At 40.8% G+C, this 23,853-nt stretch carries 23 protein-coding genes and 2 pseudogenes; 9 read left to right on the top strand and 16 right to left on the bottom strand.

Going from position 1 to position 23,853, the window contains the following annotated elements; all coding sequences use genetic code 11:
- Positions 1-42 precede the first annotated feature (42 nt).
- The gene (locus tag VF06_RS07655) at positions 43-1,362 is read left to right on the top strand and encodes a serine/threonine protein kinase (protein WP_099076427.1); all 1,320 of its coding nucleotides are present in this window, start codon (positions 43-45) and stop codon (positions 1,360-1,362) included.
- Between the two features lie 178 nt (positions 1,363-1,540).
- On the opposite strand, the gene VF06_RS42480 is transcribed toward VF06_RS07655, so the two are convergent.
- The 5 genes and pseudogenes from VF06_RS42480 to VF06_RS07635 form a co-directional block, all read right to left on the bottom strand.
- Positions 1,541-1,789, bottom strand: coding sequence for a helix-turn-helix domain-containing protein (locus VF06_RS42480; protein ID WP_244917940.1), 249 nt, complete (start codon positions 1,787-1,789; stop codon positions 1,541-1,543).
- A gap of 38 nt (positions 1,790-1,827) precedes the next feature.
- Positions 1,828-1,962, bottom strand: a complete 135-nt coding sequence (locus tag VF06_RS42475) for a hypothetical protein (RefSeq protein WP_257207485.1) — start codon at positions 1,960-1,962, stop codon at positions 1,828-1,830.
- A pseudogene (locus VF06_RS07645) lies at positions 1,946-2,089 on the bottom strand (type II toxin-antitoxin system HigB family toxin); the annotation flags it as partial. The pseudogene VF06_RS07645 and the gene VF06_RS42475, both read right to left, overlap by 17 nt.
- A 143-nt stretch (positions 2,090-2,232) precedes the next feature.
- Positions 2,233-2,394 (bottom strand): type II toxin-antitoxin system HigB family toxin, encoded by a 162-nt coding sequence (locus VF06_RS07640; RefSeq protein WP_099067055.1) that lies wholly within the window; start codon positions 2,392-2,394, stop codon positions 2,233-2,235.
- A 127-nt stretch (positions 2,395-2,521) separates the two neighbouring features.
- Positions 2,522-2,887 (bottom strand): hypothetical protein, encoded by a 366-nt coding sequence (locus tag VF06_RS07635; protein WP_099067056.1) that lies wholly within the window; start codon positions 2,885-2,887, stop codon positions 2,522-2,524.
- 170 nt (positions 2,888-3,057) lie between these two features.
- On the opposite strand from VF06_RS07635, the gene VF06_RS07630 reads away from it, so the two are divergent.
- Positions 3,058-3,339, top strand: coding sequence for a hypothetical protein (locus VF06_RS07630; protein ID WP_099067057.1), 282 nt, complete (start codon positions 3,058-3,060; stop codon positions 3,337-3,339).
- A gap of 145 nt (positions 3,340-3,484) precedes the next feature.
- Here VF06_RS07630 and VF06_RS07625 read toward each other — a convergent pair whose 3' ends face one another.
- Positions 3,485-4,567 (bottom strand): hypothetical protein, encoded by a 1,083-nt coding sequence (locus tag VF06_RS07625; RefSeq protein WP_244917939.1) that lies wholly within the window; start codon positions 4,565-4,567, stop codon positions 3,485-3,487.
- Positions 4,568-5,276: 709 nt separating this feature from the next.
- On the opposite strand from VF06_RS07625, the gene VF06_RS07620 reads away from it, so the two are divergent.
- The 3 genes from VF06_RS07620 (at position 5,277) to VF06_RS07610 (ending at position 7,917) form a co-directional block, all read left to right on the top strand.
- A complete protein-coding gene (locus tag VF06_RS07620) occupies positions 5,277-6,182 on the top strand; it encodes a S1C family serine protease (protein WP_099067059.1) in 906 nt (301 codons plus the stop codon).
- Positions 6,183-6,487: 305 nt separating this feature from the next.
- A complete protein-coding gene (locus VF06_RS07615; protein ID WP_099067060.1) occupies positions 6,488-7,303 on the top strand; it encodes a S1C family serine protease in 816 nt (271 codons plus the stop codon).
- A complete protein-coding gene (locus VF06_RS07610; protein WP_099067061.1) occupies positions 7,300-7,917 on the top strand; it encodes a response regulator transcription factor in 618 nt (205 codons plus the stop codon). The genes VF06_RS07615 and VF06_RS07610 overlap by 4 nt, the downstream gene beginning before the upstream one ends.
- A gap of 319 nt (positions 7,918-8,236) precedes the next feature.
- On the opposite strand, the gene VF06_RS07605 is transcribed toward VF06_RS07610, so the two are convergent.
- Entirely contained in the window at positions 8,237-9,109 is an 873-nt protein-coding gene (locus tag VF06_RS07605) for a helix-turn-helix domain-containing protein (protein WP_099067062.1), read from the bottom strand.
- 470 nt (positions 9,110-9,579) lie between these two features.
- Between VF06_RS07605 and VF06_RS07600 the strand changes: the two genes are divergently transcribed.
- Positions 9,580-10,212, top strand: coding sequence for an FMN-dependent NADH-azoreductase (locus VF06_RS07600; RefSeq protein ID WP_099067063.1), 633 nt, complete (start codon positions 9,580-9,582; stop codon positions 10,210-10,212).
- Between the two features lie 127 nt (positions 10,213-10,339).
- On the opposite strand, the gene VF06_RS07595 is transcribed toward VF06_RS07600, so the two are convergent.
- Both VF06_RS07595 and VF06_RS07590 read right to left on the bottom strand, forming a co-directional pair.
- Positions 10,340-10,960, bottom strand: a complete 621-nt coding sequence (locus tag VF06_RS07595; protein WP_099067064.1) for a hypothetical protein — start codon at positions 10,958-10,960, stop codon at positions 10,340-10,342.
- A 99-nt stretch (positions 10,961-11,059) separates the two neighbouring features.
- Positions 11,060-11,980 carry a DUF928 domain-containing protein gene (locus tag VF06_RS07590; protein ID WP_099067065.1) on the bottom strand — a complete coding sequence of 307 codons (921 nt, stop codon included), beginning with the start codon at positions 11,978-11,980 and terminating at the stop codon, positions 11,060-11,062.
- A 206-nt stretch (positions 11,981-12,186) separates the two neighbouring features.
- Here VF06_RS07590 and VF06_RS43610 point away from each other — a divergent pair.
- Positions 12,187-12,384: pseudogene (locus tag VF06_RS43610) on the top strand (IS701 family transposase); the annotation flags it as partial.
- Between the two features lie 471 nt (positions 12,385-12,855).
- Here the strand turns inward: VF06_RS43610 and sodB are convergent.
- The 4 genes from sodB to VF06_RS07565 form a co-directional block, all read right to left on the bottom strand.
- Entirely contained in the window at positions 12,856-13,458 is a 603-nt protein-coding gene (sodB, locus tag VF06_RS07580) for a superoxide dismutase [Fe] (RefSeq protein ID WP_099067066.1), read from the bottom strand.
- A gap of 863 nt (positions 13,459-14,321) precedes the next feature.
- On the bottom strand, positions 14,322-15,929 hold the full coding sequence (locus VF06_RS07575) for a bifunctional pantoate--beta-alanine ligase/(d)CMP kinase (protein WP_099072647.1): 1,608 nt from the start codon (positions 15,927-15,929) through the stop codon (positions 14,322-14,324).
- A gap of 33 nt (positions 15,930-15,962) precedes the next feature.
- Entirely contained in the window at positions 15,963-16,187 is a 225-nt protein-coding gene (locus tag VF06_RS41960) for a hypothetical protein (protein WP_180267278.1), read from the bottom strand.
- Between the two features lie 14 nt (positions 16,188-16,201).
- Complete coding sequence (locus tag VF06_RS07565; RefSeq protein ID WP_099072649.1) at positions 16,202-17,308, bottom strand: septal ring lytic transglycosylase RlpA family protein; 1,107 nt, start codon at positions 17,306-17,308, stop codon at positions 16,202-16,204.
- A gap of 887 nt (positions 17,309-18,195) precedes the next feature.
- On the opposite strand from VF06_RS07565, the gene glsA reads away from it, so the two are divergent.
- Together glsA and VF06_RS07555 are read left to right on the top strand one after the other, a co-directional pair.
- Complete coding sequence (gene glsA, locus VF06_RS07560; protein WP_099072650.1) at positions 18,196-19,188, top strand: glutaminase A; 993 nt, start codon at positions 18,196-18,198, stop codon at positions 19,186-19,188.
- Positions 19,181-20,071, top strand: a complete 891-nt coding sequence (locus tag VF06_RS07555; RefSeq protein WP_244917938.1) for a DUF1963 domain-containing protein — start codon at positions 19,181-19,183, stop codon at positions 20,069-20,071. The genes glsA and VF06_RS07555 overlap by 8 nt, the downstream gene beginning before the upstream one ends.
- A 361-nt stretch (positions 20,072-20,432) precedes the next feature.
- Here the strand turns inward: VF06_RS07555 and VF06_RS40445 are convergent, their stop codons facing one another.
- The 3 genes from VF06_RS40445 to VF06_RS07545 all read right to left on the bottom strand — a co-directional run bounded on the left by VF06_RS40445 (position 20,433) and on the right by VF06_RS07545 (position 22,939).
- Positions 20,433-20,603, bottom strand: a complete 171-nt coding sequence (locus VF06_RS40445) for a hypothetical protein (protein ID WP_180267664.1) — start codon at positions 20,601-20,603, stop codon at positions 20,433-20,435.
- Between the two features lie 163 nt (positions 20,604-20,766).
- Entirely contained in the window at positions 20,767-21,582 is an 816-nt protein-coding gene (locus VF06_RS07550) for a DUF1838 domain-containing protein (RefSeq protein WP_099072652.1), read from the bottom strand.
- Between the two features lie 166 nt (positions 21,583-21,748).
- Positions 21,749-22,939, bottom strand: a complete 1,191-nt coding sequence (locus VF06_RS07545) for an AbrB family transcriptional regulator (protein WP_099072653.1) — start codon at positions 22,937-22,939, stop codon at positions 21,749-21,751.
- Between the last annotated feature and the right edge of the window lie 914 nt (positions 22,940-23,853).

Genomic DNA, 23,853 nt, shown 5'->3' with positions numbered 1-23,853 from the left:
TAAAATGCTTGCATTAAAGTAATTTTTTACTTAGAGGTATTCATGCCCTGGATAGCAGGACAACAATTGCAAGGTGGCAAATATGTAATTGAGCAAGTCCTTGGGCAGGGGGGATTCGGGATTACTTATAAGGCTTTACATGTTGAACTAAATCAGACAGTTGTAATTAAGACACCTAATGAATACCTCAGCCACGATCCGGAATATGAAAAGTATATAGACAGATTTATCCAAGAAGGGCGGATACTCGCACGCTTATCAGAAGACCCTCATCCTCACATTGTGGGAGTAATTGATTTGTTTCGGGAAGGTGCTATCCACTGTTTGGTGATGGACTTTGTTGAGGGAGAAAATTTGTTTGAGGCGGTGAGGCGTAGGGGGGCTTTACCAGAAGCAGAGATTGTACCCTGCATCCGTCAAATTGGGGAAGCTTTGAGCGTAGTGCATCAAGCAGGTTTAGTACATAGAGATGCCCATCCTGGAAACATCATGGTGCGGAGAAATGGCAAAGCCGTTTTAATTGACTTTGGAATCGCTAAGGAACTTTTGCCTAAAACTTTGAGTTCAAAGGGTATTGCAGGTAATGAAGGGTTTGCGCCCTATGAACAGATGAGCAGAGGCAGTAGAGAGCCAACTGTTGATGTTTATTGTTTGGCTGCTACGCTTTATTATGCAGTGACAGGTCAACGCCCTACAACTTCTCTAGCTCGCAAGCTCGATAATGCTTCTCTGACTGCACCTAAACAAATTAGTCCAAGCATTAGCAACAGATTAAATCAGGCAATTCTTAAAGGCATGGCGCTGGAGGCAAACGACCGCCCCCAATCTATGGAAGCATGGTTGAATATGCTAAAAGTATCAAAAGCAACGCCTCCACCATCTGTTGCTTCAGTTCATAGAAAAGAAGTTGTTCGTTCCAAAGCCAAGCTATTAGAGCCAATTCTAAGTAAACCAAGTACTAAATCATCTAGAATTATTCCCTGGGACTGGTTGATTGGTGTATTATTAGGCTACCTATTGATAGGCTCCTTATTAGCAGCGTTTAACGCTCCGTACATAATTTGGGCTTGGGCTTGGGCTTGGGCTGTGGCTGTGGCTGGAGCTGGGGCTGTGACTGTGACTGTGGCTGTGGCTGTGGCTGGGRCTGGGGCTTGGGCTGTGGCTGTGGCTGGGGCTTGGGCTGTGGTTGTGGCTGTGACTGTGGCTCTGGCTGTGACTGTGGCTATGGCTGTGGCTTGGGCTGGAGATGAATTACAAAAATCTTTTAGCAAATTTCATACTTTTCTAATATTAGCTAGCACTTCTAGTCTAGGCTTGGGTTTGGGATGGTTAGGACATAGGATTTTTAATACAGGTTCATAGCTTACTCAAGCTCTAGAAGCTAAATGACAAAAGATTTTGTAGCTGTTGTATCGAGTAGAAAAGCGATGTCTAACAACAAGCCGCTGCGTGTCTACGCACCTTTAACTTCATACCAAAATATTAAATTTCTGGCTCAAAACCAAGCGCTGGTTTTAAGAGCGTTGTTATAGAAAATAAGCTAAATAAATAAACTGATATCTACATTAAAATAGTCCGCCAACGCTTCTGCTTGAGTTTTACTAATGGTGCCGCCATTAACAATTTGCAAGGCAATTTCCAATGAACCAATTACCTCAGCTAATGCTTCGGTTGTAATATCGCGTGCGTCCATTAGATGTACTAACATCGAATTGGGTGTACCTTGGGGAATTGGGTAATGAGTTTCTTCAAACTGCTCAATTAAAGTCACCAACAGTTGCAACAGCATCTCTTCTTCTAGTGTACGATTGGGACGATGTTCTAAGGTTAATGCGAGTGCGTAGACGCGAAGCGGCTTGTCGAAGACATCGCTTCTTCGTTTTCTGCATCCGTAGTAATGATTTTTGGCTGATACTCGGCTAGCAATTTACCATAAGATTCTGAATTAAAAGTACGGGTCATTTTTCCATTTATCCTTATCATATTCAGCGTGAGTCAGGACATATTTAATATAGATTCTTTGAGTTTCGTAAATAATATCAGCAATCAAACGGTAGTTATTTTCTTTAATATTAAACACAGTGAAGTTAAGTAGTCGGACAGAATTAATTACACACTGTCATTGCGAATGGAGCGAAGCGAAATGAAGCAATCGCAAAGGCTAGGATTGCTTCGCTTCTCTTCGAGACGCTAACGCGAACGCTCGCAATGACTGTAAATATTTTTGTCTATCTACTTACCAACTGCTTCTGCTTTTGGATAAATAGCCTGAACTTCAAGCAGATTTTTCCATTCAGCTTTAGTTGCTATCCTATACCAATCATAAAGTGCTTCCCTTGCATCTGCATGTGCCTCACAAAATTCTCGTAGAATTCTGCGACTAATAACGTGCATTTAAATTTACTCTGATTACGATTCTTAAATTTTCTCTCAAATTCAGGGTTTTATAAAGCTGCCACCTAACCAAAAATCTCCCGATTTTGAATTCGGGAGAGTGTTAAAAAACCCAAATGTATTGTTTTTATAAAGCAACAACCTCTTGCTTAGGCTTCCGCACTGGACGTTTGCGTTCGCTGCGACGAACGCCTCCTGCCATTTTGTACTCATCGCTATTCTTGCCATACTTTGCAGCAACGCTGACTAACACATGTTCTGTTAGTTCCATCAGCGACTTTTCGGCTAATTCAAAGGCTCCCTGAGTTAAATCTACCGTGGAAAGGGTAGAGTTATAAGCTTCCAACTTGTCCTGTGTTTTTTTAATGGCGGTGGCAAAGGTGTCAATAGTGATTCCATTACCTAAATCTAAGGTGGGACTAATCGATTTCAAAGCCGCAATGCGACGCTGTGCCCTATCAAGTACTTTAGACCCACGTTTTCGACGTGACATAGATAACTTTCCTTTTTTTAATCATGCACAAGGATAAAAACTGCCTTCTATTCTTGTCTTCACACCATTAAGATAAACAAAATAGTGGCGAACAACACCCGCAATATTCAGTATTTTATAAAATATTTAATACAAATAATATTTTGTGTTTTAAGTAAAATTGCTTATTTTTGTCTCAATTCAATAAACGCTTGCTCGAATTCAACGAACGCTTGAGCAAATTCAATAAACGCTTGAGCAAATTCAATAAACGCTTGAGCAAATTCAACGAACGCTTGACCGAATTCAACGAACGCTTGAGCAAATTCAACGAACGCTTGACCGAATTCAATGAACGCTTGACTGAATTCAACGAACGCTTGAGCAAATTCAACGAACGCTTGACCCCGCGCAAAAGTCTGCGTAGGTGTAGTGTGTTGCAGACATCGCCTTCTTTTAACCCCAAAATTTGAGTCATTATGTCCGCATAATTAACAGGACTGACGCACAGGTAACGGAAAATCAAACCACAGAGTAGAGACTTAGCATTGCTACGTCTCTACATCGGGTGGAATGACTCGTAATAACGGAGTTACGTTATTTTTGCGTAATTTCTGATTAGTTAGCAATAGGTGGAGCTAAGGCTACACGGGGAATACCGCCACCACCAATGCTATTTTGACTGTTATTATCAACAATGTAAAGCGCTTGAAATAATCTCATTAATTCTCCATAGAACTTGCCATTTTTATTGTTTAAATCGTAGCCATAAATTTTCCGAAATTCTTCGTTAACTCCTTGCTCAACTGCAATATCATGAGAATCCCATGCTGAATCATCAACTACATAAGCGCCATAATCTTGTAGTGCATGAAAGATTTTTTTTGCTGCTGATGTTTGCAAGTTGAGGGTATTTGTTTTTACTGTTGGCGGAATAGCTAATAAAGTTCCTTGCACAAGAGCCGGGTTTTTACCACCATAAACTTGAGCGGCATAATTATCAGCGCGATTTGCAGGCCAACGATACCCAGGAATAGAATTTGTGTAGTAAAGATATTTTTTAGCCCACAGCAACACTTTTAATGCATGACGAATGGGTTGATTGTTGGTAAGTTCACCTTTGCGAATAGAACCACCAATGGAAGAAAGACCAGAACCAAAATGTGCCCCGCCTATTCCGTCTCCATAAATATTGATATCAGGATAGTAATGCCAACCATAAATTGAACCTGCTTGTTGGCAACGAGTTAAAGGTTGAAGCTGTACTAAAGTTTTGCCATCTGCCATTAAAAAAGCTGAAGCATTATTAGGTGTATAGTATGGATATATTGTGGCATCTGGAATAATCAATGTATCTGGTATCGGTAGATAAATATTCATTGATTTAGTGCCTGTACAACGTCCTTGACCCCAAGTACCAGGAGCATAAACTGGACGTAATGGATGCTTAGAATTAGTTTTATAAAAATACTCTTTATCGATGCTAATATTTTGTGCTTTTTCAATATTTGCCTTTATGTAACGCGCATTGGAACCAATGGGCATATTCCAAGGGGATCTCGATGAAAAAGGCCACAAAAATTTGTCTCGCGTTACGATTTGACTAGAAGTAGGTGAATAATGAAGGCTAAGAATGGCTACGATAGTTATAAGAACAACAAGTAAAAGTAGCTGCTGTCTGCGATTAGTCAAAATTGTCATGATGTTCATTGAATTAAACAATACTTTTGCGGAAAATGTTAATACAGGAATCGGCTTTTATTCCTGAAATTATTTGCGTAGAGAGGGAAGAGGGAACAGGGAATAGGTAAGAAGGAATCAAAGTGTACTGAGTTTTTTCAAAAATCAAATATGAATCCTATACCAATTGTTAATGTGCAGTAAAAAAATATAACTGTTCGTGGTGTTTGTTGAATGTTAATTGTTGAATGTTAACAGTGCGGTTTGTAAGGGCGAATGGTGGTTTGTAAGGGCAAATGGTGATTTGTAAGGGCGAATGGTGGTTTGTAAGGGCGAATAGTGGTTTGTAAGGGCGAATGGTGATTTGTAAGGGCGAATGGTGATTTGTAAGGGCGAATGGTGGTTTGTAAGGGCGAATGGTGATTTGTAAGGGCGAATGGTGGTTTGTAAGGGCGAATGGTGGTTTGTAAGGGCGAATGGTGATTTGTAAGGGCGAATGATGATTTGTAAGGGCGAATGGTGATTTGTAAGGGCGAACAGCCGTTCGCCCCTACTTGAAAAACGCTGTATTTTAGGAATTATTTTGTTTTAGTTGTAATGACGTACAATGGTAGCAAAACTAAAAACAACTAGCCATTTTACTAGGTAGAATTCTCTCCATTTTTCCGATGTTATCTATAGATGTAAAACGGCAGTATAGAAGCATCACAAAATGTTGTTGGAGAGTTTTATGTCTTCACTGCTGGCACTGTCTAACAGTTTAGCCGACACAGTAGAACAAGCCGGAAGTGCTGTGGTTGCTGTCAACGCTGGTAAACGCATTTCTCCAAGTGGGATTCATTGGCGCAAGGGTATTATTATCACTTCGGATGAGTCGCTTGGGCGTTATGAAGAAATCACCATCACTGTATCAGATGGCAAAACTCAACCAGTTTCTTTCCTCGGCCATGACCCTAGCACTGATATAGCTGTATTTCAACTGCAAAATTATCAACTTCCTGTGGTACAAATTGGGGATGCCACAAATCTCAAAGTCGGTCATTTGGTATTGGGACTAGCAAGAAGTAGCCAAGGTGACTTACGGGCAGCAATGGGAGCAGTCAGTGTAGTTACTGGTGCGTGGCAGAGTATGAGCGGTGGTAATATTGACCAATTCATCCGCCCAGATATCACTTTTTATCCTGGTTTTGCTGGCGGCCCCCTCGTAGATGTGGCTGGTTATATAGTTGGTATGAATACATCGGGGCGACGCGGTACAGTTTTAACTATCCCTGCGGCTACAATCGATCGCGTGGTTAACCAATTACTGACTAAAGGGCATATTTCACGGGGTTATTTGGGCGTGGGAATGCAGCCTGTACGCTTACCTAGCAACCTCAAAACAGCTTTAAATTTAGCTACAGCAACGGGGGTGATTGTTGTTAATGTGGAACCCTCCGCCCCTGCTGATAACGCTGGTTTGTTGCTGGGGGATGTGTTAGTTACATTTGATGGTGTTGCTGTGAGTGATACCAATGATGTATTAGCACTACTAAATAATAGCGATCGCATTGGTAAACTCGTCAACGTGCAACTTGTTCGAGGTGGCGCATTAATTAACTTAGATATTCTCATTGGCGAACGACCTGCTGATTAGAAACTTCCAAGTTAGGCTGACACGGAGATAGGGGGACAGGGGGACGCGGGGGACGCGGGGGCGCGGGGACGCAGGGACGCGGGGACACGGGGACGCGGGGACACGGGGATTATGTCTTGATGCAAATTCTCAAATTATCCCGCAATTATGCAACGGCAAAAAAACATTCCGATAGTCAACAGTCAACAGTCAACAGTCAACAGTCAACAGTCAACACCCAACAACCTGACTAATTTATTTTTTACAATCCCCTAATTTGGTTTTTGGAGTTGATTTAAATAATTACCGCAAAAAATGGGCAATGTATGATTACACTATTCAATGATGAACTGTCAGCAGTGGCCACAAAACTTCGCCAAAGCACAGTTAAAGTTAAAACCAGTGCCACAGCAGTGGGTTCTGGTGTTATCTGGCAAGCTGATGGACTAATTATTACTAATGCCCATGTAGCAACTAGCAACCGGGCAACTGTGGAATTGTGGGATGGTAGGGTATTTGAAGCAGTGCGATCGCATTTTGACCCGCAGCAAGATTTAGCAGCGCTCAAAATTAACGCCACGGATTTAAACATTGCAAGTATCGCTGATTCAGATAAGTTACGACTTGGGGAACTAGTCTTGGCGGTGGGAAATCCTATGGCTGATAGCGGTGCAGTGACAATTGGTATTGTTCACACCAATCATCCACAAACTGTAATGGCAGATTTACAGTTGTATCCTGGCAATTCTGGGGGGCCTTTAGCCGACTGTCTGGGTCGAGTGGTGGGTATTAATACAATGATTGTGAACAATTTGGCTGTGGCAATTCCCAGCAATATTGTTAACCGCTTTTTACGTGGTAGTCAACGTTTGCAATTAGGAGTGACACTGCAACCTGTGGTTTTAGGCAGACGTACTCTAGGTTTATTAGTGTTATCAATACTTCCTGGCAGTGTAGCAAAAACCGTGGGGTTACAAATTGGTGATGTATTAGTTGGGGTTTCTGGACGTGCTTTTACTCAACCTGAGGACTTGGCTAAATATCTGCATCAAATTGACAACTCTATCCCATTACAATTTCTGCGGAATGGTCAGCAATTGATAGTTTACATCACCAGACAAACTGCTGTGGAGGCGACATGATTCGGGTGATAGTGGTTGCTGCTTCTCCGGTGGTGAGGGCGGGTTTATCAGCGGTGGTGAGTAGCAATCCCCAACTGACAGTGGTGGCCAGTGCATCTGATTTGGCTATGGTGTCTCAGGAAATTGAGCAATTACAACCAGATGTAATTTTGCTCGATTTCGGCAGTAACCCAGAAGCAATCTGGTCAAAATTGCAGTTAATTCCAGAACAGCAAATTATAGCGATCGCTGAAGATATGGATAGTATTGACCTAGAAACAGCATTCCGTTTGGGGATCCAAGGCATATTATCCAGTACTAGCACAGAGGCGGAAATTATTGCAGGTGTGGAAGCAGTCGCTTGTGGTTTGGTAGTGCTGCACCCTAGTATTTTAGAATTGTTACCCATACGGGAAAAAACAGCATCTCACCCCGTGCAAACATTGACTCCAAGGGAAATGGAAGTTTTAAGTATGCTGGGTTCTGGGTTAGGAAATAAAGCGATCGCCAAACGCCTGCAAATTTCCGAACATACGGTAAAATTCCATGTTTCATCAATTTTTCAAAAGCTTGGCGTTTCTACCCGCACTGAAGCGGTGACAGCCGGTGTCCGCTTAGGTTTAATTATGTTATAAATGCGGTCATATCAGGTTCGGTTAAAGACCCATAGTTAGGACTGAGCCGGAGACACGGAGACACGGGGACGCGGAGACACGGAGAGGTTTTTATTATAGTAATTAGGCGGACATGATATCATTCGCTTATATCCCCCGCATAAATGATTTACGGTGTACGCATAAGTCAAGACGTTGCACTGCAACGTCTCTACAGGGCTAGTTAGCGTTGTATAATTGTGGGATAATTTCAGAATTTGCATCAAAACATAATCCCCGCGTCTTTGCGTCTCCCCATCCCCGTGTCAGCCTAAATCATCCCATTATTGAGCAACATCGGCTAGTTTTGTCTGTAGGCTTTCGGTGTCATACCTGTGATTTGCCGGAACTGTTTACTTAAATGGCTGTGGCTGTTGAAGCCGCACACTAAAGCAATTTCGATAATCGAGCGATCGCTTTTTTTCAACAACTGCTTTGCACGTTCGATGCGTTGCTGAAGCAGATATTGGTAAGGAGCAATTCCCATCGCCTGTTTGAACAGATGACTGAAATGAAACTGACTCATACCAAGCAATTGGGCTAAATCTGCAAGCTTGATGTCTTGATGCAGATTTGCATCGATGTATTCTAAAATCTGAATTAATTGGCGCTGAGGTAAACCACCGTTGTAAACAGTCAGTCGGGGTTTGATGGCAGAATATTGTCTGAGCAAATGTACTGCCAAGACATTTGCTAGTGATTCAATATAAAGCCTTCCGCCTAAATTTTCTTGTTTTAGTTCAGAGAAAAGCATCATAGCGATGGACTCAATGTGGCGATCGCGAGTCCGAAATTCTGTGATTAATTCCAGCTGTTCGGTATTTGTATCAATGGTTTCTCTGGCAACATGCTGGATAAAATCAGATGCAATCCGAATTAATAAATAGTGGTCTTCTAAATCCCAACGGGCAAAAAATGGCGTTTTTGCAGGAGTTATGGAAAGGTCACCTTTGCCATACAACCCTGTATAACTTTTGCCTCCCTGAATTTGTAGCAAAGGCACAGGACGGGGTGCAAGAGATACACAAATAGCATGTTCATCTCTGTAATAACTTGTTCCTTCACCTGGGGGGTGTTGGAATTCCTCCAACCAAATATTTTCCCAACCCTGATTTTCACTAGATAAGATAGGCTGACAGGTTATTTGAGTCTGGCAGCCCGTTGGAATTTTCATGATAAAAATAATCAATCTATCTTAATAATTGTATTCACTTGAGGAAGACTCCCAGCAATTAGCCGCAAGATTTTGATAATTGCACAAAAATCAGATAGTACGGTATCAGTCATTTATCTAAGCTGGAATAATCAAACAATTTTGGATAAAGGATTTTGGATTGACTTTATGCGTGTTTGGGTATTGTTCCTAGTTTTTGGATAGGGGCTTGTTTTTAGGTTTAGGACTTACCCAACGCCGATATTGTCATTGCGACCGTAACGGAGTGTAGGGAAGCAATCTCAGCGTCAGGGGGGATTACTTCTCTACGAGACGCTCCGCGTAGCTTGCTTCTGGGTAGGAGTACGCTATCGCTCGTAATGACGGAATTACGTTATTTTTGCGTAAGTCCTGAGGTTGTAAATTTTTGAATCAACAATCCAAAATTTAAAATCCAAAATCTAAAATTCCGTGATTGAGCAAAAACAACTATGGCACATCTATTGCATATTGATTCTAGTCCTCGTGGTGAGCGATCGCACTCTCGCAGACTGACACAAGAATTCGTTGCTGCTTGGAAACAGTCTCATCCAACTGATACCATTACTTATAGAGATATTGGCCGAAATCCAGTCCCCCATGTAGATGAACCCTGGATTGCTGCTGCTTTTACACCGCCAGAACAACACACCCCTCAATTAAAGGAAGCGATTCGCATCAGCGATTTGCTCGTGGATGAATTTTTAGCTGCGGATTTCTACGTCATTGGCGTTCCTATGTACAATTTCAGCATTCCCAGCACCCTCAAGGCGTATATCGATCAAATTGTGCGGATTGGAAGAACTGTTTCCTATGAACCAGAAGATACTGAGAATCCTTACAAACCTCTGGTTTTAAATAAAAAAATGTGGGTTATTACCGCACGTGGCGCTTCTGGCTTTGAACCTGGCGAACGCTACGGAACGATGAATCATCAAGACCCTTATTTAAGAACGGTTTTTGGTTTTCTAGGCATCACTGATATCAACTTTATCCATGTTGAAAATGACGAGTTAGGCGGCATAAGTTTGAGTGAATCCATCGCCAAAGCTCGTGCGAAAATTACAGAATTAGTTGCAGCATAGTTTTGTGGGGAGGTGGGGAAGGTGGGAAATAAATTTCTTTCTACTTTTCCTACACTCCTTTATTTTTGAACTTTTAATTTTGAATTGTTATCATCTCTTCTGTTCCTCTGCTTCTGTGCCGGAATTTTCAAGCAGACACCAGATTCTCTAGCTGCAATTGGCACTGTTGAAATAGATAATTGACAGCCGCAAATAATTTATCTAACTCTTGAATAGAGTATAATGTAATGTTTCTCGTAAATACTTGAGCGTTGAGGTTAGCAAATTGCCAGCGATCGCCATTAGAAACGATACCAAATATAGTGATTGTCATTTCCTCATTTAATCGCTGTGCCGCAATCATTTCTGCCAAACATTGTGCCCAGCCAGCTTCAAAATTATCTTGTTTTGCTTCGACTAAAATAAAGTATGGTTTATCAAATACAACTTTACCTAAAGGAGAGCGTCGAGCCAAAAGATATTCAGGAAATCCTGATAATTTTTCATCATAATTCAATGCCTCATGGCTCCATAAAGTAAATTTGCTACTGTATTTCTTCCAAACTTCCTTCAAAACTGGATAAATCAAATTTTCGCAAATAGCAAACTCGGAATTATCCACTACTCCTTCACGCATGACTATTGCTAAGTCTTCTCGAAAATAATCAGGAATATTGAATTCAGATTCTTTGATAAAATCAGACTCAGTATAAATAATTTGAAATTCTTTCAGAACTTCACTAATAGTTTTGTAATTACTGAAAGCCATATTGATATCTTGAATAAAATTTATATGATGCTTTTACTCATTTTCCCCACACCCCAAACCCCACAGCTTTATTCTTAGTGCCAACTTCAAATTTAAAACTTATCTCTGGGCTGTACAACAGGGCAACAAAGGCTTGTTTACAACTTCTTTAATGTCTACAGAATTTAACAAATCTTCCCAGTATTTTTGAACTTCGGGGTCGTTAGGTTGCTGGCGGCGTAAATTAGCTAAAGTTCTCAAAGAGTCTTCCCAAAATCCAGCTGTAGCAAATAAAACTGCACGTTCCAAGTCTGTGTTTGGTTGTTTTAGCTGGAGGGATAGATTTTCATCCTGCGATCGCACTATAGTACCTTCTGTATATGAGTCTTTATCACGGTTACTCACATCGCAAATCATAGAAAAAGTCCAACTATATTCTTTGCCGATTTGTAAAGATGACTTATTAGCAGGTACCGTTACACTCACAATACCGTTTTGCCCAACAGGCTTGAAAGTTTCTTTATATAATGGATCGATACTCTCATCATCTTGCAAAACAAATTCTAATGCTTCTAGTTTTGTAGAGGTTTGAGGAATATAAAAATAGAATGTTGGATGTTCTGCTGTGGTTCGTTGAGCTTCTTTATCTGTTGGTGTCAAAGGAATAATAGATTCTCCAATTTGAACACAAGTCCCGCGCGTTCCTGCTGACCTGACTCTACCAGGTTTACCCGGAACAAAGGCAATACGATTTCTAGCACTGCCACGTTGAATATAACCTGTAACATTTCTAATGGCCGCAGTCGCATATTTATCTCCAGGACGCAGGCGTTCTGCTTGCTGAAAATATGCTAAAGCTTTTCGATAATTTCTGCGTTTGGTTTCGTTATAACCAAGTTGCATGTATTGAGTATAAGCAGCTCTAGTTTGTGCCAGTTGGTAAACTGACTCTGTTGCTAAAACCTGAGTCATGCTCAGAGGTTCTAGGGGTAAAAATGCTAAAGCTGCAAGCACGTAACTTGCCCAAAAATTATGTTTCATTATATCCCTGTCTACTTGTAGTACATTCGGAGGGGTTTATATAATAAATTAGCTTAAGGTTGACACTAACAAGGCTTTACATGTGCTACTTTCTCAGCAAGTTAAAGTAGCGCATGAAACAACCGTCGCTTCACTCCAATTCCAAATTCCAAATTTAAAAATAATTAAATAATTCAGGACTTACGCAACTGGCATATTAATTTAAGTTAATCAATTGTCTATATGTCAATCATGAAATCACAAAAATTTGGGTAGTTGACTATCGGATTTATGACCCAGACAGAGATGGAAAAACAAAGATAGTACATGTGACGGAGATGTTGCAAAACCTTGTGCATCATAAAGTTATATTATTTCAAGTTGTTTTGATGGACACTTGGTATGCGACAAATAAATTGTGCCTACTCTCGCTCCAATGACCCTTGAAACCCACTCCAATAGACCTGCCTTAAAAATAGGGCATTGGGCATGAGATGATTAATTTTTATTGCTCCTTGTGAGCGCAACTCATGGAGTAATACCATTTTGGATTTTAGATTTTAGATTTTGGATTGTGAAACAGTTAGTAGTAATCGCTTTTGGCTATACATCTGTCGCAATCATTTTTCAAATTGGTATAAGAGTGCAAAAGTGCTTTTTGCACTCTTGCGGGAAAAGCAATGGATGTTAAAGGGGAAAGGGAAAGGGAAAATACCAATACTTTCCCTCTTTCCCCTTCCCCTTTTCCCGACTTCTCTTAGAAGTCTAATGTTTGGGCTATCTTTTTCCCGATTCACTACTCCCTGCTGTTGCTTTAACCGGACTCCGGTCACGATAGAACATCGTGACTGCTAGTAAAAAGCTACTTTCACAACCAGTTTTTAACTAATTGTTAATTATGCTTTTGCAAGGTTTTCAGCAACGAAGTCCCAGTTAACTAAGTTATCTAGGAAATTCTTGATAAAGGCTGGACGAGCGTTTCTATAGTCAATGTAGTACGCGTGTTCCCAAACATCCAAGGTTAAGAGTGCCTTCTGACCATAAGCTAGAGGATTCTCTGCATTTGGTGTTTTAATCACTTTTAGCGTACCACTATCATCAATTAACCAAGCCCATCCACTGCCGAACTGAGTTGCGGCTGCGTTAGAAAACTCTTCTTTGAATTTGTCGAAGCTACCAAAATCTTTATCGATCTTGGCTGCAAGGTCACCGGCGGGTGTACCACCACCTGCTGGTTTCAAGGAATTCCAAAAGAAAGTGTGGTTCCAAACTTGAGCCGCGTTGTTAAAGATTCCTGTTTTAGAGGAGTCTTTAAAGGAAATTTGAATCACCTCTTCCAAAGACTTGTCAGCAAGTTCTGTACCTTCAGTCAGCTTGTTGAGGTTATCTACATAGGCTTTGTGATGCTTGCCGTAGTGGTACTCGAAAGTTTCAGCTTTCATACCATATGGTTCTAGAGCATCACTCTTAAAAGGTAGGGGGGGCTGTACAAATGCCATTGTGTGTAATCCTCTCTTTAGCGGTTTCTAGTTTCAAGCTATTGCAGAAGCTTAGAAAATTAGCAGCTTTTAATTTTGGCAGTTTTATGTCTTCTATGATGAAACATAAAACTTAACATCGTCATTCTACTACCAAAGTGAAGAGAAAACAAAGTACTCGCCTAATAAGTAAAATAAGTCAAACTGCTAGGGAATAATGGCTATAAATAAAAATGACTAATATTTCATAGCAACATCCAATATGTCAATCTGATTTGAAGGATATGAAATCAGAATGGTTATATGGTAGTGCGATTTGATTAATGAACTGAACTGTATAGGCAGGCAAGAGCTAAGAGGCAATAAGCAACAGGGTTATAAAAGAGTAAAGTGTACGGAATTTTGTTCAAAAATCAAATCCGATGCCTATATTCCCAAGTTCTATAATAACTCGCGGATTTTTTCGTTTGAGAATAATAATTGAGGAGTGGTATTAAGTAATTAGGATTTAGCAATTAAAGATTTGAAACTTCTACCTATAGTGAGATTAATTGCTATATTAAAAATCAATCTTAAGCTAGATTAATTTATATTTAAATTCATATTATGATAAAGATAATCTTTTTGCTTAAGATAAATAAAAATAGACAATAATAAAATTATTTAATACAAATTAAAAATATTCCTGTTAACTGTTGACAGTTGACGGTTGATTGTTAGCGATCAAACAACTTAGGAAGCGACTGTGCAATTTAAAAGCCTATAAAACAATAGAGTTAACCGTTGACGGTTCACAGTTAACACTCAACGGTAAACAGTCAACAGCCAATAATCAACCATCCAAAGCAAAATAATTTATTTGTTGGAGTGTTGGAGTTCGACGACTACCACTCAGATAAGCGTTGGCGGTAATAGTTAACTATTTGTGCAGTCACTTCAGACACGTCTAAACCATCAGTTTGCAATTCGATGGCATCCGCCGCTTTTTGTAAAGGAGAAATTTTACGCGTACTATCTTTGCGATCGCGTTCGGCAATGTCGCGTTCTAACTGCTCTAAACTGACTTCGGGTTGACCAAGTTTTTGAAAATCTTGGTGGCGGCGACGTGCGCGTTCGCTAACAGAAGCGGTTAAGAAAATTTTCACTTCGGCATCGGGGAACACATGAGTACCAATGTCCCGGCCTTCAGCTACTAAACCACCTTTTTTACCCCAGTTTTGCTGTTGTTTAACCAAAGCTTGACGTACAGAACTTTGTGCTGCGATCGCTGATACTTGAGATGTCACCTCAACGCTGCGGATTGCTTGGGTAACATCGATACCGTTAATCCAAACCTGCACCGGAAATTGTAAATTCTGGGTGGGAGTAAGCTCAATATGACATTGGCTGGCTAATTCGGCGATGGCACACTCATCATTAATAGCAATGCCATTTTGCAGTACCAACCAAGTTACAGCGCGGTACATTGCTCCTGAATCCAAATACACTAAATTTAGGACTGCTGCCACTTGACGCGCCACTGTGGATTTTCCCGCACCTGCTGGGCCATCAATGGCGATGATGGGTTGACGATCGCGCAAAATAATATTATCAATCAAACGTGTAGAACCCAGACGGGCTGCGATCGCCAGCATTCCTTCCTCCTGAACTTTATTTAAAGACATCAACGTAGTCGGTTCAACCAATTCAATATATTCCACTAAAAGTGTGCTGACCATTGTCAGTTCTTGCTGTATTATTGCTATCAACTTGCTGCTATCGCGAACTCCTTGGCGAAAGGCAACTTTAGCTTTTTGCAAGCTGCGATACAGCACCGCCGCTTGCTCTTTTTCTGTTGCAGTCAAATAATGATTACGAGAACTCAAGGCAAGACCCGATGCTTCCCGTACTGTTGGACAAGCAACAATTTCCACTGGCATATTCAAATCAGCTACTAGCCGCTTAATAATTGCCAGTTGCTGACCATCCTTTTGACCGAAGTAGGCTCGGTCAGGCTGTACCAAGTTGAAAAGCTTGGTCACAATCGTTGCGACACCCTGAAAGTGACCCAGGCGAGAACGACCACACAAGCCAGATATCATAACAGATGGGGGTATAACTTGTGTAAGCTTTGATTCTTGTATACTTTTCTGCGGTACTGTCATTTCTTCCGGAGTCGGCGCAAAAATTGCATCTACCCCAAATTGTTCGCAAAGCTGTTTGTCTTGCTCCAAAGTCCGCGGATAACGTTCGTAATCCTCATTGGGCCCAAATTGCAACGGATTGACGAAAATACTGACAATCACCGTGGAATTTTCTTGTCGCGCCCGTTGAATCAAGCTTAAATGACCTTGATGCAAATTCCCCATTGTCGGCACCAGGCCAATTGCCGTCTGATGCCAGCCATTCATCTCATCTAGTACCAGATTTTCTGGAGCCGCAATCAGCTTGTTTTCCAAGCAGCGTTTAGTTAAATAGCAGCGTAAAGCCGCAACTGTTCTCAACAGGCGCACAAAAATACCCCTAGTTCTCTCATCCCTCCCCCGTTAGTTTATATCTGAAAGAGAGGAGATAGTTGAACTAGAGGAATTAAGTAATGGGCATGGGGCATGAGGCATGGGGCATTGGGCATGGGGCATGAGACATGGGGCATTGGGCATGGGGCATTGGGCATTGGGCATTGGGCATTGGGCATGGGGCAAAGAAAGATCCCTGCTTTTACCTTTTCCCTTTTCCCTTTTCCCTTTTCCCTTTCCCCAAGGCGTTGCCACCTTTCTCAGTCCCCTTATCTTCCCAACACCTCAACGTGTACTGGTGCAATGCCACTACCCATCATTCCCAAAATTCGAGCGGCACCAGCAGACAAATCAATGACTCGACCCCGAATAAATGGCCCTCGGTCATTAATCCGCACCACCACAGAACGACCATTGCGGGTGTTGGTCACACGAACTTGCGTACCAAAGGGTAGGCTGCGATGGGCTGCGGTCATGCCTTCTGGATTGAATCTTTGACCACTAGCAGTACGATTGCCAGAACCGTCATAGCCGTAATAAGAAGCTATGCCTTTGAAGCTAACTCGGACTCCGCCGACGGCAATCTCCTGCGGTAGCTTGGGTCTTGATATTGGCTGACGCGCTGGCATGTTGGCAATCTCGCTTAAGGGAGATGCATTGCCTAGTAGTCTCCGCAAGCGATTGGTTGCTTGCAATGCATCTTGGGCGAGATTGTTGGTGCTATCTGCTAGCCGCGTACCTTGATTGATTTCTACTAATTCTTGGCCGTTAACTTTGATTGTATAGCGATCGCCAGCTCCCGCCTCCACAGGGAAGCTTTTGTTTTGGGCATTTGCAACTTTAGATTCGCCCGCCGCTTTCCAACTTACGGTAATCTTACTCGCGTCTACATTTTCCTGGTTCAGCTGGTTAATTTTGGCTGCTATCACTCCAGCTATCTCAACAGGATCTTTGTCACCAGAATTAATCTGATTGTTCGCTCCGGCCACATTGCCAACACTCGCCGATGAAGGTGAGTTGCTAGCAATAAGGGCGTATGATTGTACGCCCTCGGTTTCGTTTATTGCACCAACTTTTTTAGTTTCAGAACTTGTATCTGATACAGAACTCAAAAAGGTAAGAACAGGAATATTTTTGATATAAAGAGTTGCCGCCTTACGTCCTCCAATGTTGTAAGGATGAATTTGTGTAATCACAGCATCCGAGGTTTGTTCCCCTGCTTTTGATTTGTACTCTCCGACTTTCACCACATCAGATGCAGGCGATTTTTGGGAAGCTAGCGCATTTCCCTTTGTGGTTTGAGTACAACCGACTGAGGGTATTCCCAAAACAGTCAGAGACAGAGCAACAATTGTCCAGAAATGTCTTTGATTCATGCGTCCAATTTTAAAGCGACTGTAGAACTTAAGAAAACTTAAGTCTTATAATTCGCGGGATTTTCGCTAGTAAACAGTGAATTCCCTTCCTAAAAACTCGAACTCGTTCCTTTTTCACTTTGTGTTTTGTAACTGCAACAGACTAGCATGAACCTTTTAGCTTGGGGATCAGGGTTTTACCGTAATTCTTGACAACTTTATCTCAATTAAATTGGTATTTTTAAGGTGAAACCTTGCTCGAATGCGGATTTTGAGTGTGTAACGTTTTTTTCGGCAAGTAAAAGTTTTCTTAACAAAACTTTACATTTTTTAGAGGCTACACTCATCGTACCTCCTCCACATCTGTTTGTAAGTCCCACAATAATGTGTGTATTCTATATCACATTAATTTTTCAGTTTTTAATGAGTCATTTAATATAACTTTTATTAAACGGCATCGGCATAAATACTCAAAAATTATTATTTAATTAAAATTTTATATTCTGCTGTAAATCTTGTGCAATAGGAGTTACAGATAAAACTATCTTCTAAATCATTTCAAGTTTATTCTCTTTGTTTTGAAGTTTTTTCTAGCTAAATTAACCATAACAGGTATTATTGATAACTAAGCTATATTTGGTAATTTATATTACTTACTACACTAGTATTACTGTGTATAAAAAAAAGAATAATACGCAAGCGAACTTTTTTGGCCATTAATTGTAAAAACATAGGAAAAGCTCGGCGATCGCTTGTGAATATTTTCTTATTAGTATTAAATTTTACATATTATATTTTTAAATATCAGTACTGGTTCAAATATTATATGGAAATGGAACAAGCAACAACAGAGATAGCACTGTAGTGAATTTTTTCATATATATGTAGCGGCTATTTCGTAAAATGCTATCAGCCTCTTAGCAAACCAAGTAAATTCAGGAGATTCAGAAATAGACTCGTCATCATTATTAACTGTTCTCAACGACTTGCATTCCCAGTACAAGTCTTTGAACGAGGGTGCAGTAGCGAAATACATTCCGGAACTGGCAAAGGTAAACCCGGACTTGTTTAGCATTTGTATTGCCACCGTAGATGGTCAGGTTCACAAAGTTGGGGACTCGGAACAGTTCTTCACCATTCAGTCAATTTCCAAAGTTTTTGCTTATGGACTTGCCTTAGAAGATCGTGGACGCGATTACATGTTGACAAGAGTCGGCGTCGAACCAACGGGGGATGCATTCAACGCGATTATTTTGGATGAGCAATCGAAGCGACCTTATAACCCAATGGTAAACGCTGGGGCGATCGCCACCACTAGCTTAATCAAAGGATCTGGCCCCACCGAACGCCTCAACCGGATGCTAGAGATGTTCCGGCAATATATTGGGCACGATGTGTTCGTTGACATGTCAGTTTTTACCTCAGAACGCAGTACAGGACATCGCAACCGCGCAATGGCACATCTTATGCTCAACTTTGGGATGATCGATCCCAACATTGAAGAAGCCTTGGATCTTTATTTTCAACAGTGTGCTGTGCTGGTGAATTGCCAAGACTTAGCAGTGATGGCGGCCACTTTAGCTAACAAAGGTATTAACCCCATCACCAAAGAACGGGCAGTAGATAAGGCTTACATCAAAGATATTCTGAGTGTGATGTACACCTGTGGAATGTACAACTTTGCAGGTGAATGGGCTTACAAAATTGGTATTCCAGCAAAAAGCGGGATTTGTGGCGGGATTATTGCCGTTGTACCAAATAAAATGGGCATTGGAGTTTTTTCGCCACCGTTGGATGTACGGGGTAATAGCGTGCGCGGGGTAAAAGTGTGCGAAGAACTTTCCCAAAGGTTGGGTTTACATTTATTTGACTGTTCAAATGAAGAGGCAAAATTTGAGTAAATTAGAACAACTAAAAAATAAACTTACCAGCGTTAAGCGTTTAGCTTGGAAACCAATTGTTCAAGAAGGTGATGGAGATTTAACTGCATCAAAATTTGGTGGTAAACCTTGGCTAAATGCCGATGAAAAATGGCCTCTTTGTCCAAACTGCGGCAAGGCGATGCAGTTATTTTTACAGCTTAATCTAGACGAGCTTCCACAAAACTCAAACACTCAATTTGGCACTGGAATATTTCAATTCTTCTACTGCACAAACCAAATTATAGTAGAGCATGATACTGGATTGTATGGAAGAACAGATGAAGAGTGCGAAAATTTAATGATGAACTTGCCCGATGATATGCCAATCAAAGGAAGAATTGGCAAATATGTAGATTGGGAAGGGGATATTGGAAAGGTAAAAATTTTAGCTTGCGAACAAGATTGTGTTATAGATTGTGCAGGTTGGTCTCCATTTTCTAGATGTCAAATTGTTAGAATTTTTCAGCCAAAAGCTTCTCCTGAATTTATTGAAATTCCACAGATAGGAAATTTGTTTGAACCTAAGTTAATTGTTGGATGGAAAGAAGTAAATGACTATCCTAATTGGTTAGAAATTGATGACTTGGAAATTAGGCTAGATGAAGATGAAAAAGATTTTTTAGATGAAATTTTAATGGAAGAACTTCATCAAAGAGGCGATAAATTAGCCGGTTGGGCTGATTGGGTACAATATCCTGAATATCCAGATTGTCCAATTTGTAAGCATCCAATGAATCAATTTGTATTTCACCTTGAGTCAGATGATAATATTCCATATATGTGGGGTGATGGAGGAGCAGGCTATATTGTCCAGTGCTCACAGCATAAAGAAATAGTAGCTTTTTTATGGCAATGTGCTTAAAGATTTTGAATCAAGAGCTAAAGAGAATTAATTTCATAAAAAAGCACAGCGATAGCTGCTAAGTAAGCGGACACAATTATTTAGAAGACGCATTTCGACCCTTCTCTACGAGAGGCTTCTCGTAGAGAGGCTTCTCTACGAGAGGCTTCGCCAACGCCAACGCCAACGCCAACGGCAAGCTCAGGACATCGCTGCGCTCAATGCTCGAACCTTGAGAAAATGAGGGTTGAGCGAAGTCGAAACCCGGCAACCTCAAGTTAGGTTTAATTTAGTCCTTCTACTTAATAAATAGTAAATAAATTATTGAGAAATAAAAAATTTAACCCGATCGCCTTTTACTAAATTATCTTTTTAATCATAGCTATTTGAAGTTATCTATTACTGCTTGCAGATACTTTTTAGAGGCGGCTTCTGCTTGAGAACGGATAATCAATGGGGTTTTTAATTCAGCGCGAAGCTGGCAGTAAAAGCTAATGGTATATTGGAGCGATCGCGCAATTTCTTGGGCATCGTGTTTAGCAGGAAGGTTCACCTGCTCAGTGCCAAAGCTTCTATCAAAGCTTTGGCGGGATTATCGACTAAAACCCGCACATCGAACTCATACATGTTATCAGAAAATAAATGTAGAGACGTTGCAATACAACGTCTCTACAAAGGTTTTAGGCAACGCACAATTAATTTCTGGAGATATCTATTTACAATTCTTCTGCTTGGGGAAGAGGGAAGATTTCACCATCTAAATAAGCTTGAAAGTGTTTTTGGAAGTACAACCAAGAAGTCATATCTTCACCATCGATAAAGCCTTTTGGCGCTTTTTTATATAAAGGAATACGGTTATTGATTTCGTCTTGGAGGAATGGGGGGAGGTCACTTACACCATTGACTTTGCTGCCAAATGCACTGTAGATCAGTTGACCGGGGCGATCGCCCATTTTCATCCAGGGAAGCCATTGACCAATTCTATCCCAACTCAGTTTCAGTTGAGAAACTGAAGAGAGTTCAGGATTGAATAAATCCGCCGTCGGCACGGTTAATTTAAATAATTCTGCTGCCTGATAAATTGGATGTGGGCTGTATTCGGCAAACTTGGGATCTTCTGCTAAAGGATTGGGGTAATAGGGGAATATATCAAAAATGAAGGTTGTACTGTCACCGTCTACTTGGGCGGGAAAATTTCCCTTAAATATGCCCTGCACGGGATTATTCGCAACATGGATGACCGGAACTGTCTCCCCTGTCCAAGGATTTTCCCACTTGGTTAAAACTTCCTCTGTTTGTGGATTTAGGTAGTACGTCAGTTCTCTAGAAGTAAAATCCCAGCTACCTTCCTCTGTGGGAATACACCTGCTAACACTCAATCCGAATATCTTAAACAAAAGTTGTCTTTTCTCTCCAGGGATGAGAGCGTAAATTTTACCTTTCCAGATGAGAAAAGTCGATTCGCTAGGATCGAGGGAAGAACGAGTTTTCACCCAGTGCTGCGCTTCAAGTTCTTGGATTTGAGCAACCATCTAAAACATCCTTTGTATCTGGATAACAAAAGGATAAGCGAATTTGTCATTAGGTATTGGGTAGGGAAAAGGTTAAAGGTTAAAGGGAAAAGGAATAAATTTAATCTTTACCCTTTTCCCCTTACCCTTTTCCCTTTCCCCCTTGTCCTCTTCCATGCCCCAGTCCCTAGTCCCCAATCCCCGAATCAAGCTGCTTATCGAGACAGCGAAATAAATACAGCCAAAGAGGTAAAGAACTGTTAATGGCAATTAGTCGCACTAAATGACCAGTTGTGACAATCTCAACATTATGATTTAGTGCTAGGGAAACTAGGATCATTTCTGCTGAACCTCCTGGTGCTGTGACTAAGAGACAGGTTAACCAATCCCAAGAGGTTAATTGCGTAGCAAGTGTAGCAGCGATCGCTCCAGTTGCGAGGGTCATGGTCACAGACATCAAAGCATAGCCGACAGTCCGCTTGGTAAAGTTTGGTTTGTCTCCCCAATACTCACCAATGGTAATTCCCAACAGCATTTGACCGAATAAGTTAACTAAAGGTGGTGGAGTAAAGCTAATATCATTTACAAAAGGTAGGGAATTGAGCAAAGGATTAAACCCAATACCAATTAACAATGCACTAAAAAAATCGCCAGCGGGAATTTTGAAAAATATAGCGGGATAAACTACTAATGCAGTAATTACCAGTAGCAATAAAAGTAATCCTAGTTGAGACGGATCGAAATCGAGCAAAGCACTTTTGACGGGTAGTGTTTGCATCCAGGAATTGCCAACTAATGTTCTGGCGATGAAGGGAAACAGGACAACTACTGAGGTAACGCGAATCGCTTGAACTAAAGCAACCAAGCTTACATCTTTATTGTAATCAGCGGCGATCGCTGCCATAATTCCCACACCACCTGGAACTGTAGCCAGTAATGCTGTCAATAGGTTAGTTTTACTAACACGAGAGTATAAATAACCAATGCAAGTGCCACACAGTAACAAAAACAAAGTCAGAAAAATAAAGATGGGAATACCAGAAGCAACATTAGCTAAATTAGCGTGAGCATTGGAAGCGCCGACAGTCAAGCCTACAAGTGCCATCCCTACTTTTCTTGCAGTACGGTTTGGTTTGGGAGAATATTCATAGAAAATTCGGCTTCCTTGGAGAACTACCAAACCAGCTGCAATTCCAGCAAATATCCAAGCAATCCCACCAATATGAAATTTTGCGAGACTTATACCCACAGTTAATGCTAAAAGTATTTCGAGGGTAAGAACAATTGATTTTTTTACAAATAATTGTTGTTTGCTAACAGTAGGATTTTTATGAGTGTGTTCTTCTAGGTTGGAAGCAACACTGAGGCTTTGATTCATCGATATCAGCTTTTTTATTAATTTAATTTAATTTGGAAAAATAATGCGACAGATGGTAAATGTCAGATTAGTTATCATTTACTATACGTAATAACCGGGGTAGTAGATATCGATATCCCAGAAAGTATTCAACACTTCCAGCAATTACAGCAAATACAACAATAATAAGTCATATATTAAATCTAACAGAGTTAGCATTGTGGGTGTGCAATTAGAGCAGTGGTGCATATCGATATCCAAGAAAACTTTCAGGTATTCAAGGAGTTAGTTAAGCAGCAGAAAAATGCTTAATTGAAAAGAGTACTTACAAGCACTTTATCTGAATTAAGGCTCAATATTTGAATTGGGATTGATTAATTTTGTGGTAAGGGTATCTTGGCATTCATGTCAAGGGCAGATGAGACGCACATCCCGTAATCAATAAATTGGGTTTGCCGAAAAAGTTGTTTGATGGGGGTAGGAAGCAGAGTTGAGGGAATAGGGAATAGTTTTAGGGAACTCCAAAAAATCAATTATTCCAGTTAATGCGTTGACTGTTGACCGTTCACAGTTAACTCTCAACAGTCAACAATTCATTTGTACGTAGGCAATAGGGTTCTTGACTGGAAACTCGTAAAACCCTGATTTTGTGGTAACCAATATTTTCTAAGGTTCTTTACTGTTGAGCAAATATTGTACGGGAGCAACGCGATTTCGTGAGGTCGGAGAAAAACAAGCGATCGCTAAAAATTTGCTTCAGTACGCTATAAATATTTATAACATTACAAACAGTACTAATACTGGTAAAATTTTATTTTTATTCTCAATATAAATATGAATCGTTTTTTGGGACAAAAAAAGGTAGGATTCCCAATTAGTAAAGGTTTTGATATCTGACATCAAAACGGGGAGTGCCTACGCTGAATGAAAAATAG

The organism is Nostoc linckia z4 (genome assembly GCF_002608075.1).
GTDB classification, from domain to species: Bacteria; Cyanobacteriota; Cyanobacteriia; order Cyanobacteriales; family Nostocaceae; genus Nostoc; species Nostoc linckia.
The sequence above is the reverse complement of the archived record's forward strand: the minus strand, read 5'-3'. Positions and strand labels throughout refer to the sequence as shown.

Bases quoted from the DNA above. Each gene is read 5' to 3' on its own strand.
- VF06_RS42480 (WP_244917940.1), bottom strand. From the start codon at position 1,789: ATGCTGTTGCAACTGTTGGTGACTTTAATTGAGCAGTTTGAAGAAACT.
- VF06_RS42475 (WP_257207485.1), bottom strand. From the start codon at position 1,962: ATGACCCGTACTTTTAATTCAGAATCTTATGGTAAATTGCTAGCCGAG.
- VF06_RS07640 (WP_099067055.1), bottom strand. From the start codon at position 2,394: ATGCACGTTATTAGTCGCAGAATTCTACGAGAATTTTGTGAGGCACAT.
- VF06_RS07635 (WP_099067056.1), bottom strand. From the start codon at position 2,887: ATGTCACGTCGAAAACGTGGGTCTAAAGTACTTGATAGGGCACAGCGT.
- VF06_RS07625 (WP_244917939.1), bottom strand. From the start codon at position 4,567: ATGACAATTTTGACTAATCGCAGACAGCAGCTACTTTTACTTGTTGTT.
- VF06_RS07620 (WP_099067059.1), top strand. From the start codon at position 5,277: ATGTCTTCACTGCTGGCACTGTCTAACAGTTTAGCCGACACAGTAGAA.
- VF06_RS07615 (WP_099067060.1), top strand. From the start codon at position 6,488: ATGATTACACTATTCAATGATGAACTGTCAGCAGTGGCCACAAAACTT.
- VF06_RS07610 (WP_099067061.1), top strand. From the start codon at position 7,300: ATGATTCGGGTGATAGTGGTTGCTGCTTCTCCGGTGGTGAGGGCGGGT.
- VF06_RS07605 (WP_099067062.1), bottom strand. From the start codon at position 9,109: ATGAAAATTCCAACGGGCTGCCAGACTCAAATAACCTGTCAGCCTATC.
- VF06_RS07600 (WP_099067063.1), top strand. From the start codon at position 9,580: ATGGCACATCTATTGCATATTGATTCTAGTCCTCGTGGTGAGCGATCG.
- VF06_RS07595 (WP_099067064.1), bottom strand. From the start codon at position 10,960: ATGGCTTTCAGTAATTACAAAACTATTAGTGAAGTTCTGAAAGAATTT.
- VF06_RS07590 (WP_099067065.1), bottom strand. From the start codon at position 11,980: ATGAAACATAATTTTTGGGCAAGTTACGTGCTTGCAGCTTTAGCATTT.
- sodB (WP_099067066.1), bottom strand. From the start codon at position 13,458: ATGGCATTTGTACAGCCCCCCCTACCTTTTAAGAGTGATGCTCTAGAA.
- VF06_RS07565 (WP_099072649.1), bottom strand. From the start codon at position 17,308: ATGAATCAAAGACATTTCTGGACAATTGTTGCTCTGTCTCTGACTGTT.
- VF06_RS07550 (WP_099072652.1), bottom strand. From the start codon at position 21,582: ATGGTTGCTCAAATCCAAGAACTTGAAGCGCAGCACTGGGTGAAAACT.
- VF06_RS07545 (WP_099072653.1), bottom strand. From the start codon at position 22,939: ATGAATCAAAGCCTCAGTGTTGCTTCCAACCTAGAAGAACACACTCAT.